Annotated in this window: 14 protein-coding genes and 2 pseudogenes; 13 read left to right on the plus strand and 3 right to left on the minus strand. The window is 71.5% G+C overall.

Annotated features, from left to right (window positions below; all coding sequences use genetic code 11):
* Positions 1–71: 71 nt before the first annotated feature.
* Positions 72–1,517 (plus strand): amidase, encoded by a 1,446-nt coding sequence (locus ACFPA8_RS01160; protein ID WP_386440826.1) that lies wholly within the window; start codon positions 72–74, stop codon positions 1,515–1,517.
* A 360-nt stretch (positions 1,518–1,877) separates the two neighbouring features.
* Positions 1,878–3,896: a GTP-binding protein gene (locus ACFPA8_RS01165; protein WP_417801314.1), complete on the plus strand. Its 2,019-nt coding sequence runs from the start codon at positions 1,878–1,880 to the stop codon at positions 3,894–3,896.
* Positions 3,897–3,980: 84 nt separating this feature from the next.
* Here ACFPA8_RS01165 and ACFPA8_RS01170 read toward each other — a convergent pair whose 3' ends face one another.
* The gene (locus ACFPA8_RS01170; RefSeq protein WP_386440832.1) at positions 3,981–4,703 is read right to left on the minus strand and encodes a FadR/GntR family transcriptional regulator; all 723 of its coding nucleotides are present in this window, start codon (positions 4,701–4,703) and stop codon (positions 3,981–3,983) included.
* 240 nt (positions 4,704–4,943) lie between these two features.
* On the opposite strand from ACFPA8_RS01170, the pseudogene ACFPA8_RS01175 reads away from it, so the two are divergent.
* A pseudogene (locus ACFPA8_RS01175) lies at positions 4,944–5,414 on the plus strand (gluconokinase); the annotation flags it as partial.
* A gap of 36 nt (positions 5,415–5,450) precedes the next feature.
* Here the strand turns inward: ACFPA8_RS01175 and ACFPA8_RS01180 are convergent.
* Together ACFPA8_RS01180 and ACFPA8_RS01185 are read right to left on the minus strand one after the other, a co-directional pair.
* The gene (locus tag ACFPA8_RS01180) at positions 5,451–6,821 is read right to left on the minus strand and encodes a polysialyltransferase family glycosyltransferase (RefSeq protein ID WP_386440835.1); all 1,371 of its coding nucleotides are present in this window, start codon (positions 6,819–6,821) and stop codon (positions 5,451–5,453) included.
* Positions 6,822–6,889: 68 nt separating this feature from the next.
* Positions 6,890–7,876, minus strand: coding sequence for a glycosyltransferase family 2 protein (locus ACFPA8_RS01185; RefSeq protein WP_386440837.1), 987 nt, complete (start codon positions 7,874–7,876; stop codon positions 6,890–6,892).
* Positions 7,877–8,117: 241 nt separating this feature from the next.
* On the opposite strand from ACFPA8_RS01185, the gene ACFPA8_RS01190 reads away from it, so the two are divergent.
* The 10 genes and pseudogenes from ACFPA8_RS01190 to ACFPA8_RS01235 all read left to right on the plus strand — a co-directional run bounded on the left by ACFPA8_RS01190 (position 8,118) and on the right by ACFPA8_RS01235 (position 21,145).
* Positions 8,118–9,518 carry a DUF6716 putative glycosyltransferase gene (locus ACFPA8_RS01190; protein ID WP_386441167.1) on the plus strand — a complete coding sequence of 467 codons (1,401 nt, stop codon included), beginning with the start codon at positions 8,118–8,120 and terminating at the stop codon, positions 9,516–9,518.
* Positions 9,519–9,585: 67 nt separating this feature from the next.
* Complete coding sequence (locus ACFPA8_RS01195; protein WP_386440840.1) at positions 9,586–10,920, plus strand: cytidylyltransferase domain-containing protein; 1,335 nt, start codon at positions 9,586–9,588, stop codon at positions 10,918–10,920.
* 93 nt (positions 10,921–11,013) lie between these two features.
* Positions 11,014–11,949 carry an N-acetylneuraminate synthase family protein gene (locus ACFPA8_RS01200; RefSeq protein WP_386440843.1) on the plus strand — a complete coding sequence of 312 codons (936 nt, stop codon included), beginning with the start codon at positions 11,014–11,016 and terminating at the stop codon, positions 11,947–11,949.
* 187 nt (positions 11,950–12,136) lie between these two features.
* A pseudogene (locus tag ACFPA8_RS01205) lies at positions 12,137–13,288 on the plus strand (hypothetical protein); the annotation flags it as partial.
* Between the two features lie 363 nt (positions 13,289–13,651).
* Positions 13,652–14,947, plus strand: a complete 1,296-nt coding sequence (locus ACFPA8_RS01210; protein WP_386440845.1) for an amidohydrolase — start codon at positions 13,652–13,654, stop codon at positions 14,945–14,947.
* Positions 14,948–15,262: 315 nt separating this feature from the next.
* On the plus strand, positions 15,263–16,300 hold the full coding sequence (locus ACFPA8_RS01215) for a BMP family lipoprotein (protein WP_386440848.1): 1,038 nt from the start codon (positions 15,263–15,265) through the stop codon (positions 16,298–16,300).
* 255 nt (positions 16,301–16,555) lie between these two features.
* Positions 16,556–18,274 carry an ABC transporter ATP-binding protein gene (locus ACFPA8_RS01220; RefSeq protein WP_465270224.1) on the plus strand — a complete coding sequence of 573 codons (1,719 nt, stop codon included), beginning with the start codon at positions 16,556–16,558 and terminating at the stop codon, positions 18,272–18,274.
* On the plus strand, positions 18,271–19,380 hold the full coding sequence (locus ACFPA8_RS01225) for an ABC transporter permease (protein WP_386440854.1): 1,110 nt from the start codon (positions 18,271–18,273) through the stop codon (positions 19,378–19,380). Before ACFPA8_RS01220 ends, ACFPA8_RS01225 begins: the two co-directional genes overlap by 4 nt.
* Complete coding sequence (locus tag ACFPA8_RS01230) at positions 19,377–20,735, plus strand: ABC transporter permease (RefSeq protein ID WP_386440857.1); 1,359 nt, start codon at positions 19,377–19,379, stop codon at positions 20,733–20,735. The genes ACFPA8_RS01225 and ACFPA8_RS01230 overlap by 4 nt, the downstream gene beginning before the upstream one ends.
* The gene (locus tag ACFPA8_RS01235; RefSeq protein WP_386440859.1) at positions 20,732–21,145 is read left to right on the plus strand and encodes a cytidine deaminase; all 414 of its coding nucleotides are present in this window, start codon (positions 20,732–20,734) and stop codon (positions 21,143–21,145) included. Before ACFPA8_RS01230 ends, ACFPA8_RS01235 begins: the two co-directional genes overlap by 4 nt.
* The last annotated feature ends 38 nt before the right edge of the window (positions 21,146–21,183 follow it).

Below are 21,183 nucleotides of genomic sequence, written 5' to 3' on the forward strand. Positions count from 1 at the left end.
CAGGATGAGAGGGCACATTACCGGCGAGTAAGGGGCTGCTTCCCGGCGGGAGGCCCCGGACATGGAGTGCTGTGAGCACGGACGCCCTTCCGAAGGCGGAGCCCCGGGAGTCGCGCGGCCTCGCAGGGCAGGCGGCCGCCCTGGCCGCCGGTGAGGTGAGTGCGCGGGAGCTGACCGAGCGTGCTCTGGCCCGGATCGCCGCGACCCAGCCGACGCTGAACGCCTTCCGGCGGGTGCGCGAGGAGGCGGCGCTGGCGGAAGCGGACGCCGCCGACCGGCAGTTGGCGCGTGGTGAGCGGCTGCCGCTGCTCGGTGTGCCGGTGGCGGTGAAGGACGACGTGGACGTCACCGGCGAGCCCACCGCGTTCGGCTGCCCCGGGGACTTCCCGCCCAAGGAGGCGGACAGCGAGTGCGTGCGGCGGCTGCGCGCGGCCGGTGCCGTCGTCGTCGGCAAGACGAACTCGCCCGAGCTGGGCCAGTGGCCCTTCACGGAGGGGCCCGCCTTCGGTGAGACCCGCAACCCGTGGAGCCTGGAGCACACGCCGGGCGGTTCGTCCGGCGGCTCGGCCGCCGCTGTCGCCGCGGGACTCGTCGCGGCGGCGCTGGGTTCGGACGGGGCCGGCTCCATCCGTATCCCTGCCGCCTGGAGCCATCTCGTCGGCATCAAACCGCAGCGCGGCCGGATCTCGACGTGGCCGGAACCGGAGGCGTTCAAGGGGATCACGGTCTTCGGGCCGCTCGCACGCATGGTCGAGGACGCGGCGCTGCTGCTGGACGTCGTGTCGGGCAACGTCGACGGCGACCTCCACCGGCCGGCGCCGGTCGAGGTGCGCTCCGCGGTCGGCCGGGACCCGGGGCGGCTGCGCATCGCGCTGTCGCTCCGTCCGCCGTGGACGGCGACCCGGAAGTCGCTCGATCCGGCCGTACGGACGGCGGTCACCGGGATCGCGGAGCGCCTGGCGGCCCTCGGGCACGAGGTCGAGGAAGCGGACCCCGGGTACGGGCCGATCGGGCTGACCTTCGTGCCGCGCGCCACGGCAGGCATCCGCGAGTGGAGCCTCCGTGCCCCCGACGCGGCGCTGCTGGACGCCCGTACGCGGGGCGCCGCACGCTCCGGCCGGCTGCTGGGCGGGCAGGTGCTGCGCGCCGCGCGCGCCGCGGAGGCCCCGCTGCGGCGCAGGGTCGGCAGGATCTTCCGCCGTTTCGACGTGGTCCTGGCACCCACGACGGCGACGCCGCCCCCGCGCATCGGCGACCTCGCCGGGCTCTCGGGGTGGCAGACGGACCGCACGATGATCGCGCACTGCCCTTACGCGTGGCCCTGGAACGTACTGGGCTGGCCGGGCGTCAACGTCCCCGCGGGTTTCACCGGAACGGGCCTCCCGCTGGGGGCCCAGCTGCTCGGACCGGCGGACAGCGAGCCGCTGCTCGTCCAGCTCGCCGCCCAACTGGAGGCGGACCAGAGGTGGTTCGAGCACCGGCCGCCCGAGACGCCGGTGCCCGCGGCAGGCCCGTAGGGCAACCGCCGACGGGCACGTCACCGACACGTCAGGCCGCTGAGGGGACCGAAATCCGGTTGCCGTCAGCGGCTGCGTTCTGCTGAGCTCCCGGCCACAGCACCGGCGCTGCGACCGGGAAGGTTCACCGGCTCGCGTCGCCCGGTACGGCACCTCGCTGTGTTGTCGGAGTCGCCCGAGTACGCCCAGTACGAGGACGATCCTCCGCCTTGCGATGCACCGCACCGGACGCCGCGAGCTTCCCGGCAAACCTTCCCGGCCACAGCACCGGCCGGGACAGCGAGGAGAAGAAGATGCGGCGAGCGTTCATGTCCACCCAGAAGGAAGGAACTTTCGGCTACGCAGAGGACATGACGCTCGGTGAAAATGCTCAACCTCGGAATTCTCGCCCATGTAGACGCCGGTAAGACCAGCCTGACGGAGCGGCTGCTCCATTCCGCGGGTGTCATCGACGAGCTCGGCAGTGTCGACGACGGCAGTACCAGGACCGACACCCTGTCGCTGGAGCGGCGGCGCGGCATCACGATCAAGTCCGCGGTCGTGTCGTTCGTGGTCGGCGGCGACGTCGCGGTCAACCTGATCGACACCCCGGGGCATCCGGACTTCATCGCCGAGGTGGAGCGGGTCCTCGACGTACTCGACGGTGCCGTGCTGGTCGTCTCCGCCGTCGAAGGGGTGCAGCCCCAGACACGCATCCTGATGCGGACGCTGCAGCGACTCCGCATCCCGGTCCTCATCTTCGTCAACAAGATCGACCGCCGCGGTGCCCACGACGGGCGGGTGCTGCGGAACATCCGGGAGAAGCTGACCCCTGCCGCCCTGCCCATGGGCGCGGCACGCGCGCTCGGCACCCGGAAGGCCGGCTTCGTCCCGTACGGCGAGGCACTCCGGGAAGGGGCCGGTGCAGGCTCGGGCAGGGGACTGGCGGAGCTGCTCGCGGAGAACGACGAAGAGCTTCTGGCGGCGTACGTCGAGGACGAGGCCGGGCTCTCCCACGAGCGGCTCCGCGAACAGCTCGCCGTGCAGTCCCGGCAGGGGCTGGTCCATCCGCTCTTCTTCGGTTCCGCGATCACGGGGGCGGGGGTGGGGGCGCTGACCGCCGGGATCAGGGAGCTGCTGCCGTCCACCGAGGGGGACGGTGACGGGCCGGTCTCCGGCAGGGTCTTCAAGGTCGAACGCGCCGCGGGCGGCAGGCAGATCGCGTACGTCCGCATGTACTCGGGGACGGTACGGGTCCGCGACAGGCTTCCCTTCGGCGAGGACGACGAGGGGAAGATCACGGGGATCGAATTCTTCGAGCAGGGTTCCGCGGTGCGGCGGACCTCGGCCACCGCAGGGCAGATCGGCAGGTTCAGGGGCCTGGACGGAGTGCGGATCGGCGACACCGTCGGGCCGGCGCGGGGGAGCAGCAGGGGAGTTCACCACTTCGCTCCGCCGACGCTCGAGACGGTCGTCAGCCCCTGCCTGCCGGGCGACAAGGGGACGCTCCACGCCGCCCTGACCGAAGTGGCCGAGGCGGACCCGCTGATCGGCCTGCGCCAGGACGAACTCCGCGGGGAGATCTCCCTGTCCCTCTACGGCGAGGTGCAGAAGGAGGTCGTACAGGCGACGCTGGCGGACGAGTACGGAGTGGACGTCACCTTCCGGGAGTCCACGACGATCTGCATCGAACGTCCCGCAGGCACCGGAGCGGCCGTCGAGACGATGCACAAGGAGCCCAACCCCTTCCTGGCGACAGTCGGCCTGCGCATCGATCCCGCCCCGCCGGGCAGTGGCGTCGGATACGGGCTGGAGGTCGAACTGGGCTCCATGCCCTACGCGTTCATGCGGGCGGTGGAGGAGACCGTACGGGAGACGCTGCGGGAGGGGCTGCACGGCTGGCAGGTCACCGACTGCAAGGTGACCATGACCCACTCCGGTTACGCGCCGCGGCAGAGCCACGCCCACGCCGTCTTCGACAAGAGCATGTCGAGCACCGGCGCGGACTTCCGGCAGCTGACCCCGCTGGTCCTGATGGAGGCGCTGAAGCGGGCCGGTACGACCGTCCACGAGCCGGTGCACCACTTCCGGCTGGAGATCCCCGCCGAGACGTTCGGGACCGTACTGCCCGTCCTGTCGCAGCTGCGGGCCGTACCGCGGGCGCCGGCGACGGAGGGCGCGTCGTACCTGCTGGAGGGGGAGATGCCGGCCGCGAACATCCATGCCCTGGAGCAGCAGTTGCCGCCGCTGACCAGCGGCGAGGGCGTCCTCGAGTGCGCCTTCTCGCACTACCGGCCGGTCGCCGGGGCGCTGGTCCCCTCGCGGTCGCGCACGGACCACGATCCGCTCAACCGGAAGGAGTACCTGCTGCGGGTGGTGCGGCGCGTGGCCGGGGCCTGAGCGAGCCGGGGAACCCGGAGCCGGGAGCCGGGAGCCGGGAACGGGGCGCGGGCCGGTGCTCGGGTGTCAGGGTGATCGGGACGATCAGGGCGCGAGGACGTCCAGTTCCGCCATCGCGTCCTCCGTGATGGTCCGCATCACGCGCTCGGCGGTCGCCGCGTCGCCCTCGCGCACTGCCTCGGCGACCTGTACGTGCATCGTGACCGCCGCCCGGCGCGGGTCGCGGAACATCACCTCGTGCTCGGTGCGTCCGGTGAGGACCGCGGCCACGACGTCGCCGAGCCTGGCGAACATCTCGTTGCGCGAGGCCCGCAGTATCACCCGGTGGAACGCCATGTCGTGCACGAGGTAGCCGGGCAGCTGCTCGCCGCGCGAGGTGCGTACGAGGCCCAGGGCGTGCCCGGTCAGTTCGGCGCACTCCTCGGGTGTGGCCAGCTCGGCGGCGAGGCGGGCGGCCACGGGTTCCACTGCCGAGCGCAGCATCGTCAGCGAGCGCAGCTGCCGTGGCCGGTCCGCCCCCGCGAGGCGCCAGGTGATCACTTGCGGGTCGTAGACGTTCCACTCCTCGGAGGGGAGCACGGTGACCCCGACCCGGCGCCGTGACTCGACCAGATGCATCGACTCCAGGACCCGGACCGCCTCGCGTACGACTGTGCGGGAGACCTCGTAGCGGTCGGCGAGTTCGTCGGTGCGCAGGACGGTGCCCGGCGGGAATTCGCCCGCGGTGATCGCGGGACCGAGTGCGGCGAGCAGGTGCGCGTGCAGGCCCTGTTCCCGGCGTCCCCGGCTCTCCGCCTGGCTGGTCATGGGTCTCCGTACGTCGTCGCCGCCCCGGGGTTCAGCGTACGTGCACCGTCAGCTCAATTAAGTATGACTTTTTGATGCCGCTCACTTGAATACGTATGACGTAATGAGGTTGAGTGTGCCGCGCCCGGTCGACGAGGACGGACAGCGAGGTGTGCGATGAGTGCCGAGGGCAGGGCGACGGCTGAAGGAATCCGCGACGCTTCGCCCCCCGGGGCGCCGTCAACCGGCGTCGTGGTCGTGATGGGCGTCGCAGGCACCGGCAAGACCACAGTCGGCGCACTCCTCGCCGAGGCGCTGGAGGTGCCCTACGCGGAGGCCGACGCCTTCCACCCCGCTGCGAACGTCGCCAAGATGACCGCCGGAACCCCCCTCGACGACGGCGACCGCGCACCCTGGCTGGACGCCATCGGGGGCTGGGCCGCCGCCAGACGGGGGCTCGGCGGAGTGGTCAGCTGCTCCGCGCTCAAGCGCGCGTACCGGGACAGACTCCGCACCGCCGCTCCTGACGTGTTCTTCCTCCACCTCACGGGGGACCGGTCGCTCATCGCACGGCGCATGGAACAGCGCCCGGGCCACTTCATGCCGCCGAGCCTGCTGGAGTCGCAGTTCGCCACGCTGGAGCCGCTCCAGGCGGACGAGAGGGGGGCGGCGGTCCCCGTACGGCTGGACCCCCGCACGGTCACCGAACGCGCCCTCGCCGTCATCCGCGGGCGGAGCCCGGAAAGTACGCCCGGTACGCCCCGCGCGTCAGCCGAGTGCGGCCCGCTTCAGGGCCCGTACGCGCCGGGCGACGCGGCGCACCGTGCGGTTGCGCGGGACGAACGCGAGCCGGCGCGGTACCGCACCCGGCAGTGCGAGTGATGTGAGGCGGCGGCGCTTGAAGTAGCGCCGCGTGCGGGAGCCGTAGTGGCGCGCGAGGTAGTGCTCCGCGTCGGCGCGCATGCCCGGGTAGATCTCCGGCTGCATGCAGAACCCCACCGCCCGTACGAGGCCGGTCAGTTCGCGGTCCACCTCTGCCGCACCGGGGGCACGCCACGCACCGACCGCCGCGGGGTCGTCGAGGTGGGGCAGCACCGCGTCGACGAGCGTGACGGGCACGCGGTTGCTGTTCTGGTACGGGGCGAGCCGCTCCAGCAGCAGGTCCGTCCCGGTACGCGCGACCCGGAGCCCGTAGAGGGAGGCCGCCGTCAGCAGCGCCGTGGAGAAGCATCCGACGACGAGGGCCGGCCGCATCCGCTCGTACAGCACCTCGGCGAGCACCGGCGTGTTCAGCACGTGCAGTTCGACGCCCAGTTCACCCGCCTCCTTCTCCAGCGCGTGAGAGAACCGCGCAGGCGCCACGGGATGCGGTTTGAACACGACGCTGCGGTGGCCGAGCCGGGCGGCACCGCGCAGCATGCTCACGTGCAGATCCTCCTCCTCCCCGGGGGTGAGGATCTCCAGGGCCGACATGTACTGCCCCAGCAGCAGGGCGGAGCCGGTGGGCACGGTGGTCACCGACGGCGGTACGTCCCGGGCGAGTTCGGCCAGTACGGCGGTGAAGGCGGCGGTCGGCACCACCCGGCCCTCGACGTCGAACTCGGTGAGCAGCAGCGGCTCCAGACCGGCCAGCAGGTCGAGGTGGTGGAGCCGGCGCACGCGGGCACCCACGAGGGGATCGAGCTTGTTGCGGGTCGGGCCGTAGCTCATCAGCCCGTCCGCGTAGACCTCGATCGGTGCGTCGGGGAACAACCGGGCGACGGCCAGGGCCGGTTCGACCTGGATCGACTCCAGGACGAGTTCGACGTCGTCGTCCCCCAGGCCCCACAGGAGGCGCAGGTACCGCTCCCACATCGGCACATCGTCCGTACGCGGCGACCAGCCGCCGGGATGGAACGGCCGGATGGCCTCGTTCCAGGACAGGACGCGGTCGAAGCGCCCGCGCAGCCGCTCGAAGCCGGGCATGGCGTCGAGCGGCGGGGTCGTCTCGGGATTCGCCGCGTTGTTGCTGACGAGCAGCAGCCTGCGGTGCGGCTCGCCGCCGGGGCGGCCGGGGGAGGAGAAGCGGCCCGCGTCCAGCGCGGCGGCGAGTGTCGCGGCCCCGTACAGGGTCGAGGCGAAGAAGATCTGCGTACGCATCGAGTTCGTCGTTCGTCCCGTCGTCGGGAATTGCAGGGTGGTCGGTTCCGGGGTGCGCCGTTCCGTGTTCACGCGGCCTCACCGGTACGGGCCCGCATGGCGGCGGGGCGGCGGCGCAGCCGGCGAAGCCGGGAGGCGCGCTCGGTGTCCATGGAGTCCAGGGCGTCGGCGAGTACGCCGGAGGGCAGCCGCCTGAGGGCGTCGGCGCTCAGCGCGCGCAGCCTGCGTGCCACGTGGGGTTCGAATCTGCCGCTGGTCAGATGGTGGGAGATGATCGCGCAGTAGGTACGGACGGCCTTCGGCAGCAGCTTCTCCGCTTCGGGGTCGCGGGCGGTCTCCTCGACGACCTGGTCGAAGGCGCGGATGAAGTCCAGCTGGCGTACGTCCCCGATCTGCGTCAGCGAGGAGGCGACCCCGCGGCGGTAGAAGACGCCCAGCAGACCCACGGTGGCGAAGGACTTCGCCTCCCTGTGCAGGCGCCAGATCCACGGCCTGTCCTCGGCGGTGCGCAGCCCGGGGGTGAAGTGCAGCAGGCCCTGGTCCAGCAGCCGGCGGTGGTAGATGCCGGCCCAGGCGTACGCGTAGTCGACGGACGTCGTGCGGTCGGCGGGCAGGATCGCCTTCCGCGGATCCATGACCGTGCCGCGGCGGCCGTGCGGGACGCGCGAGACCGTACGGGCGCGGGCAGTGCACTGGACGTGATCGGTGCGCAGGAAGTCGCAGCCCAGCCGTTCGGCGGCGGCGAGCAACTCGGCGTAGTAGCCCGGTGCGAGCCAGTCGTCGCCGTCGAGGAACGTCAGGTATTCGCCGCGGGCCGCGTCGAGCCCGGTGTTGCGGGCAGTGGCGAGGCCGCCGTTGCGTTCGTGCCGGACGAGGACGGCGCCGCGGAGATCCTTCTCTGCACCCGCCAGAATCTCGGGAGTGCTGTCCGTCGAGCAGTCGTCGACGAGAATGAATTCGATGTCCTCGCGTGCATTCGCACGTAGACTCCGAAGGGTTTCCGGGGCGTATGACTGCACGTTGTAGAACGGCGCGATGACGGAGAGCTTGACCACCCGGCCGACCTTAAATGCGCCCGCCTCCCGCGTTGTGGCCTGCGGTGTACGCCCTGGTGAACGGCGCATGGCGAGGTGGTGAACGGGCTTGGCGGGCGGCCGGGTTGGCCATTCCGCGGTGCGCTGTTAACCGTCTGTTGTATTCGCGTTGGGCCGTACTCAGGAATTGCTTTCTAGCGTCTTGGACGTGCCATCACCCAACCGTTCCGCACTTCCGCGGGAATCCCCGGATTCCACCGGCCTGCCGGATACCGCCGGCTCCGCGCCCGTCCTGCGGACAGCCGTGCTCGCCGATTCCGACACCCGCTGGAAATGGGGCGCGCTCACGGCCCGCCGTCTCACACCCGGTGCCCGTATCGACGGCCTGCTGCTGCGCGGCCGGGCGACGCCGACGCCGCGGCAGCTCGACGAGGTCGGCGTCACCGTCGACTCGCTGCGCGAGACCACCGGTGTGCGCTTCGTGCGGGAGGCCTCCGGCAGGGACGCGTACGACGTGGTCGTCCTGGCCTGTGTGGGCGGCGCGGTGCAGGCGATGCTGCACGGCATGGCCCGCGCGGCCCGGCCGGAGGGCGCCGCTGAGGGCCCGGGCGGCAAGGAGGCGGGACGTCTCGTACGCCGCCCCGTGATCGTCACCGGCTACGTGGGCGTCGTCTACGAAAAGCTCGCCGACGGGCTGCTGTTGAGGCACGGCGCAGACGTCGTCCTCGCCAACTCCCGCTACGACGCCGAGCGTTTCCGCGCCGTCTACGCCGGGGTCGGGGCCGACGGCTCCTCCGTCACCGAGGGTGCTCTGCCGTTCCTGGGCGGCGCACCGTACAAGGGCCCGGGGCACCCGGATCAAGGCCCGCACGCGGGACGGCCGTTCACCGTCGTCTTCGCGGCGCAGCCCTCCGTACCGGCGAGCCGCACGGACCGCGCGTACCTGCTGCGGCGCGCCGTGGAGCACGCCCGCGCCCACCCCGGGCGCGAAGTCCTCATCAAGCTGCGCAGCCGGCCGGGCGAGCACACCACGCACATCGAGGAGCAGCCCTATCAGAAGCTCGCCGGGCGGCTCCCCGGCGGTCTGCCCGCCAACTGCCGCCTCGTGTACGGGCACATGGGCGAGGTGCTCGACCGTACGGACCTGCTGGTGACGGTCAGCTCCACGGCCGCGCTCGAGTCCCTGCACCGGGGCGTACCGACCGCCGTACTGACCGACCTGGGCGTGCGGGAGGCGCTGGGCAACCACCACTTCCTGGGCTCGGGATGCCTCGCGTCCTGGGACCAGCTCGACGCCGGGTTCCTGCCGGAGGCGGCTCCGGAGTGGACCGCGCGGCAGGGCGTACTGCCTGACGGGTCGTACGAGCACGCCTTCGACACCGCCCGCGCACGGGTCGCGGAGCTGGCCGCACGCGACCGCCTCCCCGGGATCGCCCCGTACTACACCCCCACGACAGCACCCGGATACCTGCCGGGGGTCCTCGCCCGCCACGGCCTCGACGTGGACGGCACCCCGCTGCCCGGCGCGGCTGCGGCGGCCGACGAAGGCGCATCCGGCCTGCGCGCGGTCGTCCGCGGCGCCGTCCGGGACGTGGCGCGGGGCGCCTACCGGCACGGCGTGCAGCGAGTGGCGCCGGTGATCCGCCGCATGGGGGAGCTGTGAGCACCCGCCCTCACGCCGCCGCCCGCGAGGCCGCAGGCGCTTCCCCCATCACCGCCGAGGAGCAGATATGACCGAGTTGTTCGAGCAGGGGACCGGTACGGGCGCCGGCAGCGGGTCCGGAACGGCCCGCCGCGTGGTGGCCGTCATCCCGGCCCGCGGAGGGTCCAAGGGCGTCCCCGCGAAGAACCTCGCCACCGTGGGCGGCGCACCGCTGGTGACCAGGGCGGTACGCGAGTGCCTTGCCGCTCGGCTCGTCACGGACGTCGTCGTCTCCACCGACGATTTCGGCATCGCCGCCGCCGCACGCGCGGCGGGGGCCCAGGTCGTCGAGCGTCCCGCGGAGATCGCCGGCGACACCGCGACCAGCGAAGCAGCCGTACTGCACGCCGTGGACACCTGCGAAGCGCGCTCGGGACGCCCCGCCGAGGTGATCCTGCTCGTGCAGTGCACCAGTCCCTTCCTCACGCGTGAAGACGTCGACGGCGTGGCGGGCGCGATCGTCGAGGGAGGCGCCGACAGCGCCCTGACGGTCGCCCCCTTCCACGGCTTCGTCTGGCGCGACGCCGCTGACGCAACTGGCGCCGCTGATCCCGCAGCCGCCGGAGCCGCCGGAGCCGCCGCAGCCGCCGGAGCCGCCGACGACACAGCCGGGTCCGCGGAGAGCGGCAGCGCCGCGGGCGGAGTCGGCGTCAACCACGACAAGGCCTTCCGGCCGCGCCGCCAGGACCGCCCGCAGGACCTGCTGGAGACGGGGGCCGCCTACGCCATGGACGCCGCGGGTTTCCGCAGGTGCGGGCACCGCTTCTTCGGGCGTACGGAACTCGTCCGTACCGACCCCGCCCGCGTCCTGGAGGTCGACGACCCGCACGACCTGGCCCGCGCACGGGCCCTGGCGCCGCTCCTCGACGTGGCGCAGCCGCACGCGCTGCCGTCCCGCGAGGACGTGGACGCAGTCGTACTCGACTTCGACGGCACCCAGACCGACGACAGGGTGCTGATCGACTCCGAAGGACGGGAGCTGGTCGCCGTGCACCGCGGCGACGGTCTCGGCATCGCCGCGCTCCGCCGCGACGAGCTGGAACTGCTGATCCTCTCCACGGAGGTGAACCCGGTCGTGGCCGCGCGGGCCCAGAAGCTCAGGATCCCCGTGCTGCACGGCATCGACCGGAAGGACCTCGCCCTCAAGCAGTGGTGCGAGGAGAAGGGCATCGCCCCCGAGCGCGTGCTCTACGTCGGCAACGACGTCAACGACCTGCCCTGCTTCAACCTCGTCGGCTGGCCCGTCGCGGTCGCGGGCGCCCACGACGTCGTACGCGAGGCGGCGCGCGCCGTCACCTCGACGCCCGGGGGAGCGGGCGCGGTCCGCGAGATCGCCTCCTGGCTGCTCGGGCCTTCCCTCTGACCCACTCCGCCGCCCGGCACGAGCCGCGCACGGCGATCCGACGACCCCTGCAACCGGTCCCCAAGCGACCCCTCGAGAAAGAGAACAGACCAGATGAGCACCGACCGTCTGCGCACCCTCGGCACGAAGACCGTGGGTCCCGGCAACCCCGTGTACGTCACCGGCGAGATCGGCATCAACCACAACGGCGAGCTGGAGAACGCCTTCGCGCTGATCGACGCGGCGGCCGAGGCCGGCTGTGACGCCGTGAAGTTCCAGAAGCGCACCCCCGAGGTCTGCACCCCGCGCGACCAGTGGGACGTCGAACGGGACACCCCCTGGGGGCGGATGACCTACATCGACTACCGCCACCGCGTCGAGTTCGACGAGGACGGCTACCGCGCCATCGACGAGCACTGCAGGAAGCGCGGCATCGACTGGTTCGCCTCGCCGTGGGACGTGGAGTCCGTCGCGTTCCTCGAGAAGTTCGGCGTCCCCTGCTACAAGGTGGCCTCCGCCTCGCTCACCGACGACGAACTGCTGCGTGCGATGCGCGCCACGGGCCGGGCGGTGATCCTCTCCACCGGTATGTCGACGCCGAAGCAGATCCGGCACGCCGTCGAGGTGCTCGGCAGCGAGAACATCGTTCTCTGCCACGCCACTTCGACCTATCCGGCGAAGGCGGCCGAGCTCAACCTGCGGATGATCCACACGCTGCAGAACGAGTTCCCCAACGTCCCGATCGGCTACAGCGGCCACGAGACCGGCCTGCAGACCAGCCTCGCCGCAGTCGCGCTCGGCGCCTGCTTCGTCGAGCGGCACATCACCCTCGACCGTGCCATGTGGGGCTCCGACCAGGCCGCGTCCGTCGAGCCGGGCGGCCTTCAGCGGCTCGTGCGTGACATCCGCACCATCGAGGAGTCGCTGGGCGACGGCGTGAAGAAGGTGTACGAGAGCGAGCTGAAGCCGATGCAGAAGCTCCGCCGCGTCAAGGGCGTCGTCGCCGAGGCAGAGGACCGGGCAGCCGACCGCGAGCCGGTCTCGGTCTGACCGAGGAGTACGGAGCTGTGCCGTGAGCCGACCCGACGGGCAGGCGCCCGAGTCCGTGCACCAAGACGCGCACCACGACGTGCACCTGGACGCGCACCCGGACGTACCGCCGGTGGTCGGCACACCGGCCCCGGAGAAGGCGGCGGCGACTGCGACGGCGAACGCTGCGCCCCGCCGTCTCCGTGGCCTGTCCCGGAGAGGTCCGGGCGGCACGCTCGCCTTCGTGGAGAGCCCCGTCCAGCTGCTCAACGTCCTGGAGTGGGCGCACCAGGACACGGGCTCCCCGACGGTCACGGCTTCGGCTGCGGGGGCGGCCCCGGCGGGGGCCGCCCCCGCCCCGGACGCGCCGCATCTGACCATCGTCGTCCTCTCGCCCCACGACCCGATGACGCGCGGCCAGCTGCGGCGCGTGGCGGAACTGGCCCGCGACGAGGGCATCGCCGTGCGCTGGGAGGAGGCACGCGGCGGCGCGACCGCGCCGCTGAAGACCATCGGTTCGCTCGCGGGCGAGCTGCGCCGTGCGCGCCGCGTCGTCATAGGCGACCCCTTCTCCCGCTACGTACAGCTGATGCTCACGCTCACGGCCGCCCGCAGCGTCGTGGTGGTCGACGACGGCACGGCCACCATGGAGTTCGTCTCCCAACTCGCCCAGGGGGAACGGCTGGTGCGCTGGCACCGCAAGGGGACGGGCGGGGCACAGGACGTTCTCTTCGCACCCTTCGCGCGGCGTGCCCGCTCCCGTCTCACGCCCGGGCCGCCCGGTGGCCGCAGCTCCGCGCGCACCCAGGACGCGCAGCGCCGCGTCGAGATCTTCAGCTCGATGCCGGTCGACGCCTCCGCCCAGCGGCTGCGGGAACTGGGCGTGACCGTCCAGGCCAACGACTTCGCCTGGACCCGGGCCCGCTTCGGCCCGCCACGGCTGACCCGCGGCACCGACCTCGTGGGGACCTCCCTCGTGGAGACCGGCGTCGTGGACCTGGAGCGGTACCTCGAAGGCGTCGCCGAACTGGCACGCCGCCACGGAGCGACGCGCTACTTCGCGCACCGCCGCGAAAGCAGCGACAAGCTTCAGCGGGTCACGAGCGTGACGGGCCTGGAGATCGTCCGGCCCGACCTTCCGCTGGAGCTGGTCGCCCGCCGTGGCCCCATCGGCCGTACGATCCTGAGCTTTCCCTCGACCGTCGTGCACACGCTGCCGCTCGCGCTGGCGGGCACGCCGGTCACGGTCGCGGTGTGCGACGTGGACCGGAGCTGGCTGACGGCCGGCGCCTCCCCCCGCGCCGAGGGCTTCCTCTCCGGGGTGACGGGCAGCGCGCGGAACGTACGGCGGCTGGGAGCAGCCGCCTCGGCAGCCGGGCACCAGGACGACCAGGGCACGGACGGCGCCGGCAGGGACGGCGCCGGCGCGGACGTCGTCCCTGCGGACGCCACTGGGGCGGACCCGGCCGCTGCCGGAGCGCCTGCCGCGGACGCGCCGCGAGCCGCTTCCCCCGGAGCGGGCGCGTCCGAGGAGACCGCCCCCGGGACCTCCTCCCGCCCGCCGGTCTCTCCCCGTGCCGGGCGTGCCGGACGAGCGAGCGCGTAGTTATACCCACCGGCAAACGGACATAATCTCCGCCTCACACGATTTCTGGTCGCCTGAGGGGCTGAACTTTGCGGGATCCGGTGTCTGCGGTGGCCTGAATGCGCCTACCCTGCGCATATGAACAGAGTCCTGTCCCCCGAGCCGGAGGTGGACCCGACCGGCGAAGCAGCAGTCGAGGCCGCCCTGCTGGGTGTGGTACCTGAGCTGCCCGGCAGACTGCCCGACGCGCTTCGCGAAGAACTGGTCGCCTTCAGACGCGACCTGCACATGCACCCGGAACTGGGCAACCAGGAATTCCGTACGACAGCCGCGATCAAGTCACGTTTGGAGAAGGCTGGACTTCAACCCCGCATCCTGCCCATGGGCACCGGTCTCGTCTGCGACGTCCACCCCGGGCTCGCGGACCGCTGGGACGGCGTACGTCCCATGCTGGCCCTGCGTGCAGACATCGACGCCCTGCCCATCCCGGACACCAAGACGGTGCCGTACCGCTCGACCGTCCCCGACCGCGCCCACGCCTGCGGACACGACGTGCACACCACGGTCGTGCTCGGTGCGGGGCTCGTGCTCGCCGGCCTCGCACGTGACGGACATCTGACGCGCTCCGTGCGACTCCTGTTCCAGCCCGCCGAGGAGGTGCTGCCCGGAGGCGCCACCGACGCCATCGACGGCGGCGCCCTCGACGGTGTCGGCCGCATCCTGGCCGTGCACTGCGACCCCCGCGTCGACGCGGGCCGAATCGGACTGCGACCCGGTCCGATCACCTCGGCCTGCGACCGCGTCGAGGTCACCCTCAACGGCTCCGGTGGCCACACCGCTCGCCCGCACCTGACCACGGACCTGGTCACCGCTGCGGCGAAACTCGTCACCGAGGTGCCCGCGCTGCTCGCCCGCCGGGTCGACGCCCGCGCCGGGCTCGCCCTGACCTGGGGACGCATCGAATCCGGCCACGCCTGCAACGTCATCCCGCAGCGGGCGGAACTCTCCGGCACCCTGCGCTGCCTGGAGCTCGAGGCCTGGCGGGAGGCGCCCGACCTGGTGCACGCCGCCATCGACGAGACGGCGACGCTCCACCGGGCGAAGTCCGAGATCACCTACGTGCGGGGCGTGCCGCCGGTCGTCAACGAGCAGGGTTCCACCGAGCTGTTGCGTACGGCCATGACGGCCCGCTGCGGCACCCCGACCGTCGAGGACACCGAACAGAGCCTGGGCGGCGAGGACTTCAGCTGGTACCTGGAGCACGTCCCCGGCGCGATGGCCCGGCTCGGCGTACGTAAGCCGGGCGAGCGTCACTCACGCGACCTGCACCAGGGCGACTTCGACGCGGACGAGGGCGCGATCAAGGTCGGCGTCGAACTCTTCACGGCGGCAGCCCTGCTGGACGCTCCCGAACCCCACCGCGCCGGCCGCTGACCGGCCGTCCCCCGCCCACCCGGCGCCCGGTCCCCCAGCCGGGCGCCCACACCTCGCCGCACGCCGCACGCGCGCCGGCGCCCGCGATGCCTCGTGCGTCGCAGCACGTCATCGAGTCCCCGCGGCAGTCACCCGGGGCGCGCACACGCACACGGTGAGGTGCGCGGAGCCCGCCCGGACGCGAGTGTGAAGCCCCCTTGGCACCGATCCGATAACAGCATTCCGGCAAGTCTTTACGTGAAATCTACGCGCGTTAATCTGTGCCGGAAACCAGCGCCGGAAGAGGCGCTTCCAAGAGCCGAAGGGGACGTCCTCTTGCGTCGGGTAACCAAGCTTGCTGCCGCGGTCACCACCACCGCGGCCCTCGCCCTGACCGCCACCGCGTGCGGTGAGAGTTCCACTGAGTCCGCCGGCAAGAAGGACAAGGGAGTCGGCCTGGCGTTCGACGTCGGCGGCCGTGACGACCATTCCTTCAACGAGGCGGCGGCCCGTGGTGTGGACAAGGCCGAGAAGGATCTCGGTGTGAAGTCCAAGGAGATGACCGCCGGGAACGACGAGACCGAGGCGGACCGCGAGCAGCGGCTGACCTCGCTGGCCGAGGCGGGCTACAACCCCGTCATCGGCGTCGGGTTCGACTACGGCAAGTCCATCAACAAGGTCGCCGCGAAGTTCCCGAAGACCACCTTCGGTGTCGTCGACTCTCCGTCGAAGCAGAAGAACGTCGCCGGCCTGGTATTCGCCGAGCACGAGGCGTCCTACCTGGCGGGTGTCGCGGCGGCGAAGAAGACGAAGACCAAGAAGGTCGGCTTCATAGGCGGCGTCAACAACGCCCTCATCCAGAAGTTCGAGGCCGGCTTCGCACAGGGCGTGAAGGACACCGACCCGAAGGTCAAGGTCACTTCGCAGTACCTGTACCCGACCAACACCAAGGGCTTCAACGACCCTGCCGCCGCCAAGGCCAAGGCCAAGGGCATGCTCGACGCGGACAACGACGTGATCTACTCCGCCGCGGGCCAGTCGGGCGTGGGCTCCATCGAGGTCATCAGCAAGAAGAAGGGCACCTGGGCGATCGGCGTCGACTCCGACCAGTACCAGCAGCCCGGTCTCGCCAAGTACAAGGACGCGATCCTCACTTCGGCCGTCAAGAACGTCGACGTCGCCGTGTACGACCTCGTGAAGAGCGTCAAGGACGGCAAGCCGATGGACGGCACCACCGCCTTCGACCTGAAGGAGGACGGCGTCTCGCTCGCGACCTCCGGCGGCTTCATCGACGACATCCAGAAGGACATCGACGAGGCCAAGAAGGGAATCGTCGAGGGCAAGATCAAGGTCGAGGACTCCCCGAAGAAGTGACCGGGGCCGTCGGCGGTCCCCGTCCACGGACGGGGACCGACCGTCGGCTGCGGCCCCCGTCCGCGGGCGGGCCGGCCGGGAGTTCGTGATCGGGCGCGTTCACAGGCGACAGCCTGCGGATGCGCCCGATACCGTCCCACGGCCCGGCTGCGGTGTTGAGCCCCGGGCACGAGGGGACGGACTCCGAGGCCGGCCCCGGGTGCCCAGGACCAGCCGAACCCCCCACCGAGCAGCGGCGTTTCAGGAGAGTGCGTCATTTCAACGTCCAGCAGCAGCCCACCGGCGGCCGGCGCGGCGGCGGGCCCGGAGAAGAGCACGGCCTCCGGGCCTGCGGTCGAACTGCACGGCATCACCAAGCGGTTCCCCGGCGTCGTGGCGAACCACGACATCGACTTCGCCGTCCGGCGCGGCACCGTGCACGCCCTCGTCGGTGAGAACGGCGCAGGCAAGTCGACCCTGATGAAGATCCTGTACGGCATGCAGAAGCCGGACGAGGGCACCATCACCGTCGACGGCGAGCAGGTCTCGTTCGCCACTCCCGGTGACGCCATCGCACGCGGAATCGGCATGGTCCACCAGCACTTCATGCTCGCGGACAACCTCACGGTGCTGGAGAACACGGTGCTGGGCGCCGAGGGGCTGCACGGCATCGGCGGCGGTGCCCGCAAGAAGATCAAGGAGCTCTCGGACGCGTACCGGCTCGGGATCCGTCCGGACGTACTCGTCGAGGAGCTGGGTGTCGCCGACCGGCAGCGGGTGGAGATCCTCAAGGTCCTCTACCGGGGCGCGCGGACGCTGATCCTGGACGAGCCCACCGCGGTCCTCGTACCGCAGGAGGTCGACGCGCTCTTCGAGAACCTGCGGGAGCTGAAGGCCGAGGGCCTGACGGTCCTGTTCATCTCGCACAAGCTGGGCGAGGTGCTCTCCGTCGCCGACGACATCACAGTCGTACGGCGCGGTACGACCGTCGCCTCGGTGAAGCCCGAGGAGACGACCCCGAAGCAGCTCGCCGAGCTGATGGTCGGCAGCGAACTGCCGTCGCCCGAGACACGGGAATCCACCGTCACGACGACGCCGATGCTGTGCGTGGAGGGCCTGCGGCTCTCGGCGACCGACACGGACGGAGCGGTGCGCGCCGTACTCGACGGCATCACGTTCACCATCCACAAGGGCGAGGTCCTCGGCGTCGCGGGCGTCGAGGGCAACGGACAGGCCGAACTCGTCGAAGCCGTCATGGGGATGCGGGAGCTGGAGTCCGGCACCGTCACGCTCGACGGTGCGGACATCACCGCGCACTCGACGCGTGCCCGCCGCGAAGGCGGGATCGGCTACATACCCGAGGACCGGCACCGGCACGGGCTGCTGCTGGAAGGCACGCTCTGGGAGAACCGCATCCTCGGCCACGTCACGGAACGGCCCAACAGCAAGGGCCAGTTGCTCGACATCGCCGGTGCGCGGTCGGACACCGGCCGCATCGTCGCCGAGTACGACGTCCGTACGCCCGGCATCGAGGTGACCGCCGCCTCGCTCTCCGGCGGCAACCAGCAGAAGCTGATCGTCGGACGTGAGATGAGCCACCGTCCGAAACTGCTGATCGCCGCACACCCCACCCGTGGCGTCGACGTCGGCGCGCAGGCGCAGATCTGGGACCAGATACGCGAAGCGCGGCGTGAGGGCCTGGCGGTGCTGCTGATCTCGGCGGACCTGGACGAACTGATCGGTCTCTCCGACAGCCTGCGTGTGATGTACCGCGGGTGCCTCGTCGCCGACGCCGACCCGGCGACCGTCACCCCCGAGGAGCTGGGTTCCGCCATGACGGGTGCCGCCAGCGGCCATCTCGAACACACCGGGGACTCCGGCGGGAGCCCGCCGGCGGACGTACCGCAGGACGCGATACCCGACGGACCCCGCGACGCGGTCCCGGACGAAGGCCGCCGGGGCACGGACGCACCGGAAGGGGGCGACGCACGGTGAAGAAGTTCGACAAGGACCGGCTGGTCCTGGCACTCGGCGCGCCTCTGCTCGCGCTCGTCGCCGCGCTCGTCATCACCTCCGGCGTCATCGGCGTGACCGGCAAGGACCCGTTCCACGCCTTCTACGTGATGATCGACTTCGGCTCGAAGAGCGACAGCCAGGTATGGATCATCAACAAGGCGATCCCCTACTACCTCGCTGCGGTCGCGGTGGCCATCGGCTTCCGCATGAACCTCTTCAACATCGGCGTCGACGGCCAGTACCGCATCGCCGCCTTCTGCGCCGCCGTCGTCGGCGGTGCCCTGACGCTGCCGGGCTTCGTCCAGATCCCGCTCATCCTCGTCGTCGCGATGCTGGTGGGCGCGGTCTGGTCGGGAATCGCGGGCCTGCTCAAGACGACCCGGGGGGTCAGCGAGGTCGTCACGACGATCATGCTGAACTTCATCGCCGCCTCGACCATCGGCTACTTCCTGCAGGACGGCAGGCTCGCAGTCAAGGACGGCAACCTCTTCCACACCCCGGACATCCCGGCGTCCAGCCACTTCTTCACGATCCCGACCACGCCGGACCCGATCGACGGCACGCTGATCCTGGCCGTCGTGACCGGCGCCGCGTACTGGTTCGTCCTGGGCCGGACGCGCTTCGGCTTCGACCTGCGGGCAGTGGGACGCTCCGAGTCCGCGGCCTCCGCGAGCGGCGTCAGCGTGAAGCGGATGGTCGTCACCTCGATGGTGCTGTCCGGCCTGGTCGCGGGCCTGGTGGGCATGCCCACGCTGCTCAACAAGTCGTTCAACTACGGCACCGACTTCCCGGCGGGCATCGGCTTCACCGGCATCGCCATCGCACTGCTGGGACGCAACCACCCGGTCGGCATGGCGCTCGGTGCGCTGCTGTGGGGCTTCCTCGAACGTACGGGCACACAGCTGGAGTTCGAGGAGTACGCGCAGGAGATCGTCGGTGTGATGCAGGGCGTCATCGTCCTCTGCGTCGTCATCGCGTACGAGGTCGTCCGGCGCTACGGGCTCCGCAGGCAACAACGTCAAGTCGGCGAGGAGCTGGCCGCGCAGGCCCGCAAGAACGACCAGAAGGCGGAGGTGTCCGCGTGAGCACGAACATCACTGCCACGGCCGGCGGGAACGGCACCGGCACACACGAAAAGACCGGCGGCACGGCGAAGGCCGGCAACGGCGGCGGCAAAGGAGCGCGGTCCGGCAAGGGCACGCCCGCCGGGGGAGGGCGCCGGCTCTCGTACCCGGTGGTGCTGCTGATCATCGCGGTCGGCCTGATCACGCTCTCCCTGCTGCGCATCGTCACGGGCTCGAACGAGGTCACCTCCAGCGGCCAGTACTCGGCCGCGCTGGGCGCAGCCATCCCCATCGGGCTGGCCGGCCTCGGCGGGCTGTGGTCGGAACGCGCGGGCGTCATCAACATCGGCCTCGAAGGCATGATGATGCTCGGCGCGTTCGCGGCGGGATGGATGGGCTGGCAGCACGGCCCGTGGGTCGCGGCCCTCGCCGGAATCGTCGGCGGCGCGCTCGGCGGTCTCATCCACGCCGTCGCCACCGTCACGTTCGGCGTCGACCACATCGTCTCCGGTGTCGCCGTGAACATCCTGGCGCTCGGCGTCGTGCAGTTCCTCGCCAAGCTGTGGTTCGGCGCGGAGGGCAGCGATGCCGCGCAGGCCGGCGGCAACGACAAGCAGTCGCCGCCCATGGCGGACATGCCGACGTTCAGCGTGCCGGGGCTGGCCGACGGACTGCAGGCCGTGGAGAAGCACCACTGGTTCCTCGTCTCCGACCTGGCGGGCATCCTCGGGGCCCTGGTGAGCAACGTCTCCTGGCTCGCGCTGCTGGCCGTCCTGCTCTTCGTGGGCAGCTTCTTCGCGCTGTGGCGTTCCTCTTTCGGGCTCCGGCTGCGCTCCTGCGGCGAGAGCCCGATCGCCGCGGAGACCCTCGGTGTCAACGTGCTGCGCTACAAGTACGCCGCCGTCGTCGTCTCCGGCGCCCTCGCCGGTCTCGGCGGTGCCTTCCTGGCGATCGGCGTGCACATCTACCAGGACCAGCAGACCGGCGGACGCGGCTACATCGGCCTGGCCACCATGATCTTCGGCAACTGGCGGCCGGGCGGTGTCGCCATGGGTGCGGGCCTCTTCGGCTTCATGGACGCACTGCAGCTCCGTGGCGGCGGCCCGACCGTACACGCGCTGCTGCTGCTCGTCGCCGTGCTGCTCGCGGCCCTCGCGCTGTGGAAGCTGCGCAAGGGCGGAGTGATACAGGCGGCGCTCTCCGGGGTGGCGGCCGTGGGGCTGCTGGTGTGGTATCTGGTGACGGACACCGTCCCCTTGGAGTTCGTCGAGATGAGCCCGTACATCACCACGCTGCTGGTGCTCTCGCTCGCCGCGCAGCGACTCAGGCCGCCCAAGGCCATCGGACGGTCCTACCGCAGGGGACAGGGCACATGACGAGCGACCCGGCCGACGGCACGGACGTCGACTGGGCCGCCCTGCGCGCCTCGGCCCGGGAGATGATGTCCCGGGCCTACGCCCCCTACTCCGGCTTCCCGGTCGGCGCGGCGGCACTGGCCGACGACGGCCGTACGGTCACCGGCTGCAACGTGGAGAACGCCGCCTTCGGGGTGGCCTTGTGCGCGGAGTGCGGGCTGATCTCGTCGCTGATCGCCTCGGGTGGCGGACGACTGACCGCGTTCACCTGCGTCGACCGGCACGGGGACGTGCTGATGCCGTGCGGGCGCTGCCGTCAGCTGCTGTGGGAGCACGGCGGCCCCGAGCTCCTCGTGGAGACGGAGGGCGGCATCCGCACACTGGCGGATCTGCTGCCCGACGCCTTCGGCCCGTCCGACCTGAAACGCTGACGGGACGCTCACGGAACGGCCGGCCGCCGACACCACGG

It is taken from the genome of Streptomyces ovatisporus, assembly GCF_042653885.1.
Taxonomy (GTDB): domain Bacteria; phylum Actinomycetota; class Actinomycetes; order Streptomycetales; family Streptomycetaceae; genus Streptomyces; species Streptomyces ovatisporus.

What these genes read in the sequence shown, in the direction of transcription:
- ACFPA8_RS01235 (WP_386440859.1), top strand. Translation starts at nt 20,732, where the DNA reads ATGACGAGCGACCCGGCCGACGGCACGGACGTCGACTGGGCCGCCCTG.
- ACFPA8_RS01195 (WP_386440840.1), top strand. Translation starts at nt 9,586, where the DNA reads ATGACCGAGTTGTTCGAGCAGGGGACCGGTACGGGCGCCGGCAGCGGG.
- ACFPA8_RS01210 (WP_386440845.1), top strand. Translation starts at nt 13,652, where the DNA reads ATGAACAGAGTCCTGTCCCCCGAGCCGGAGGTGGACCCGACCGGCGAA.
- ACFPA8_RS01200 (WP_386440843.1), top strand. Translation starts at nt 11,014, where the DNA reads ATGAGCACCGACCGTCTGCGCACCCTCGGCACGAAGACCGTGGGTCCC.
- ACFPA8_RS01170 (WP_386440832.1), bottom strand. Translation starts at nt 4,703, where the DNA reads ATGACCAGCCAGGCGGAGAGCCGGGGACGCCGGGAACAGGGCCTGCAC.
- ACFPA8_RS01180 (WP_386440835.1), bottom strand. Translation starts at nt 6,821, where the DNA reads ATGCGTACGCAGATCTTCTTCGCCTCGACCCTGTACGGGGCCGCGACA.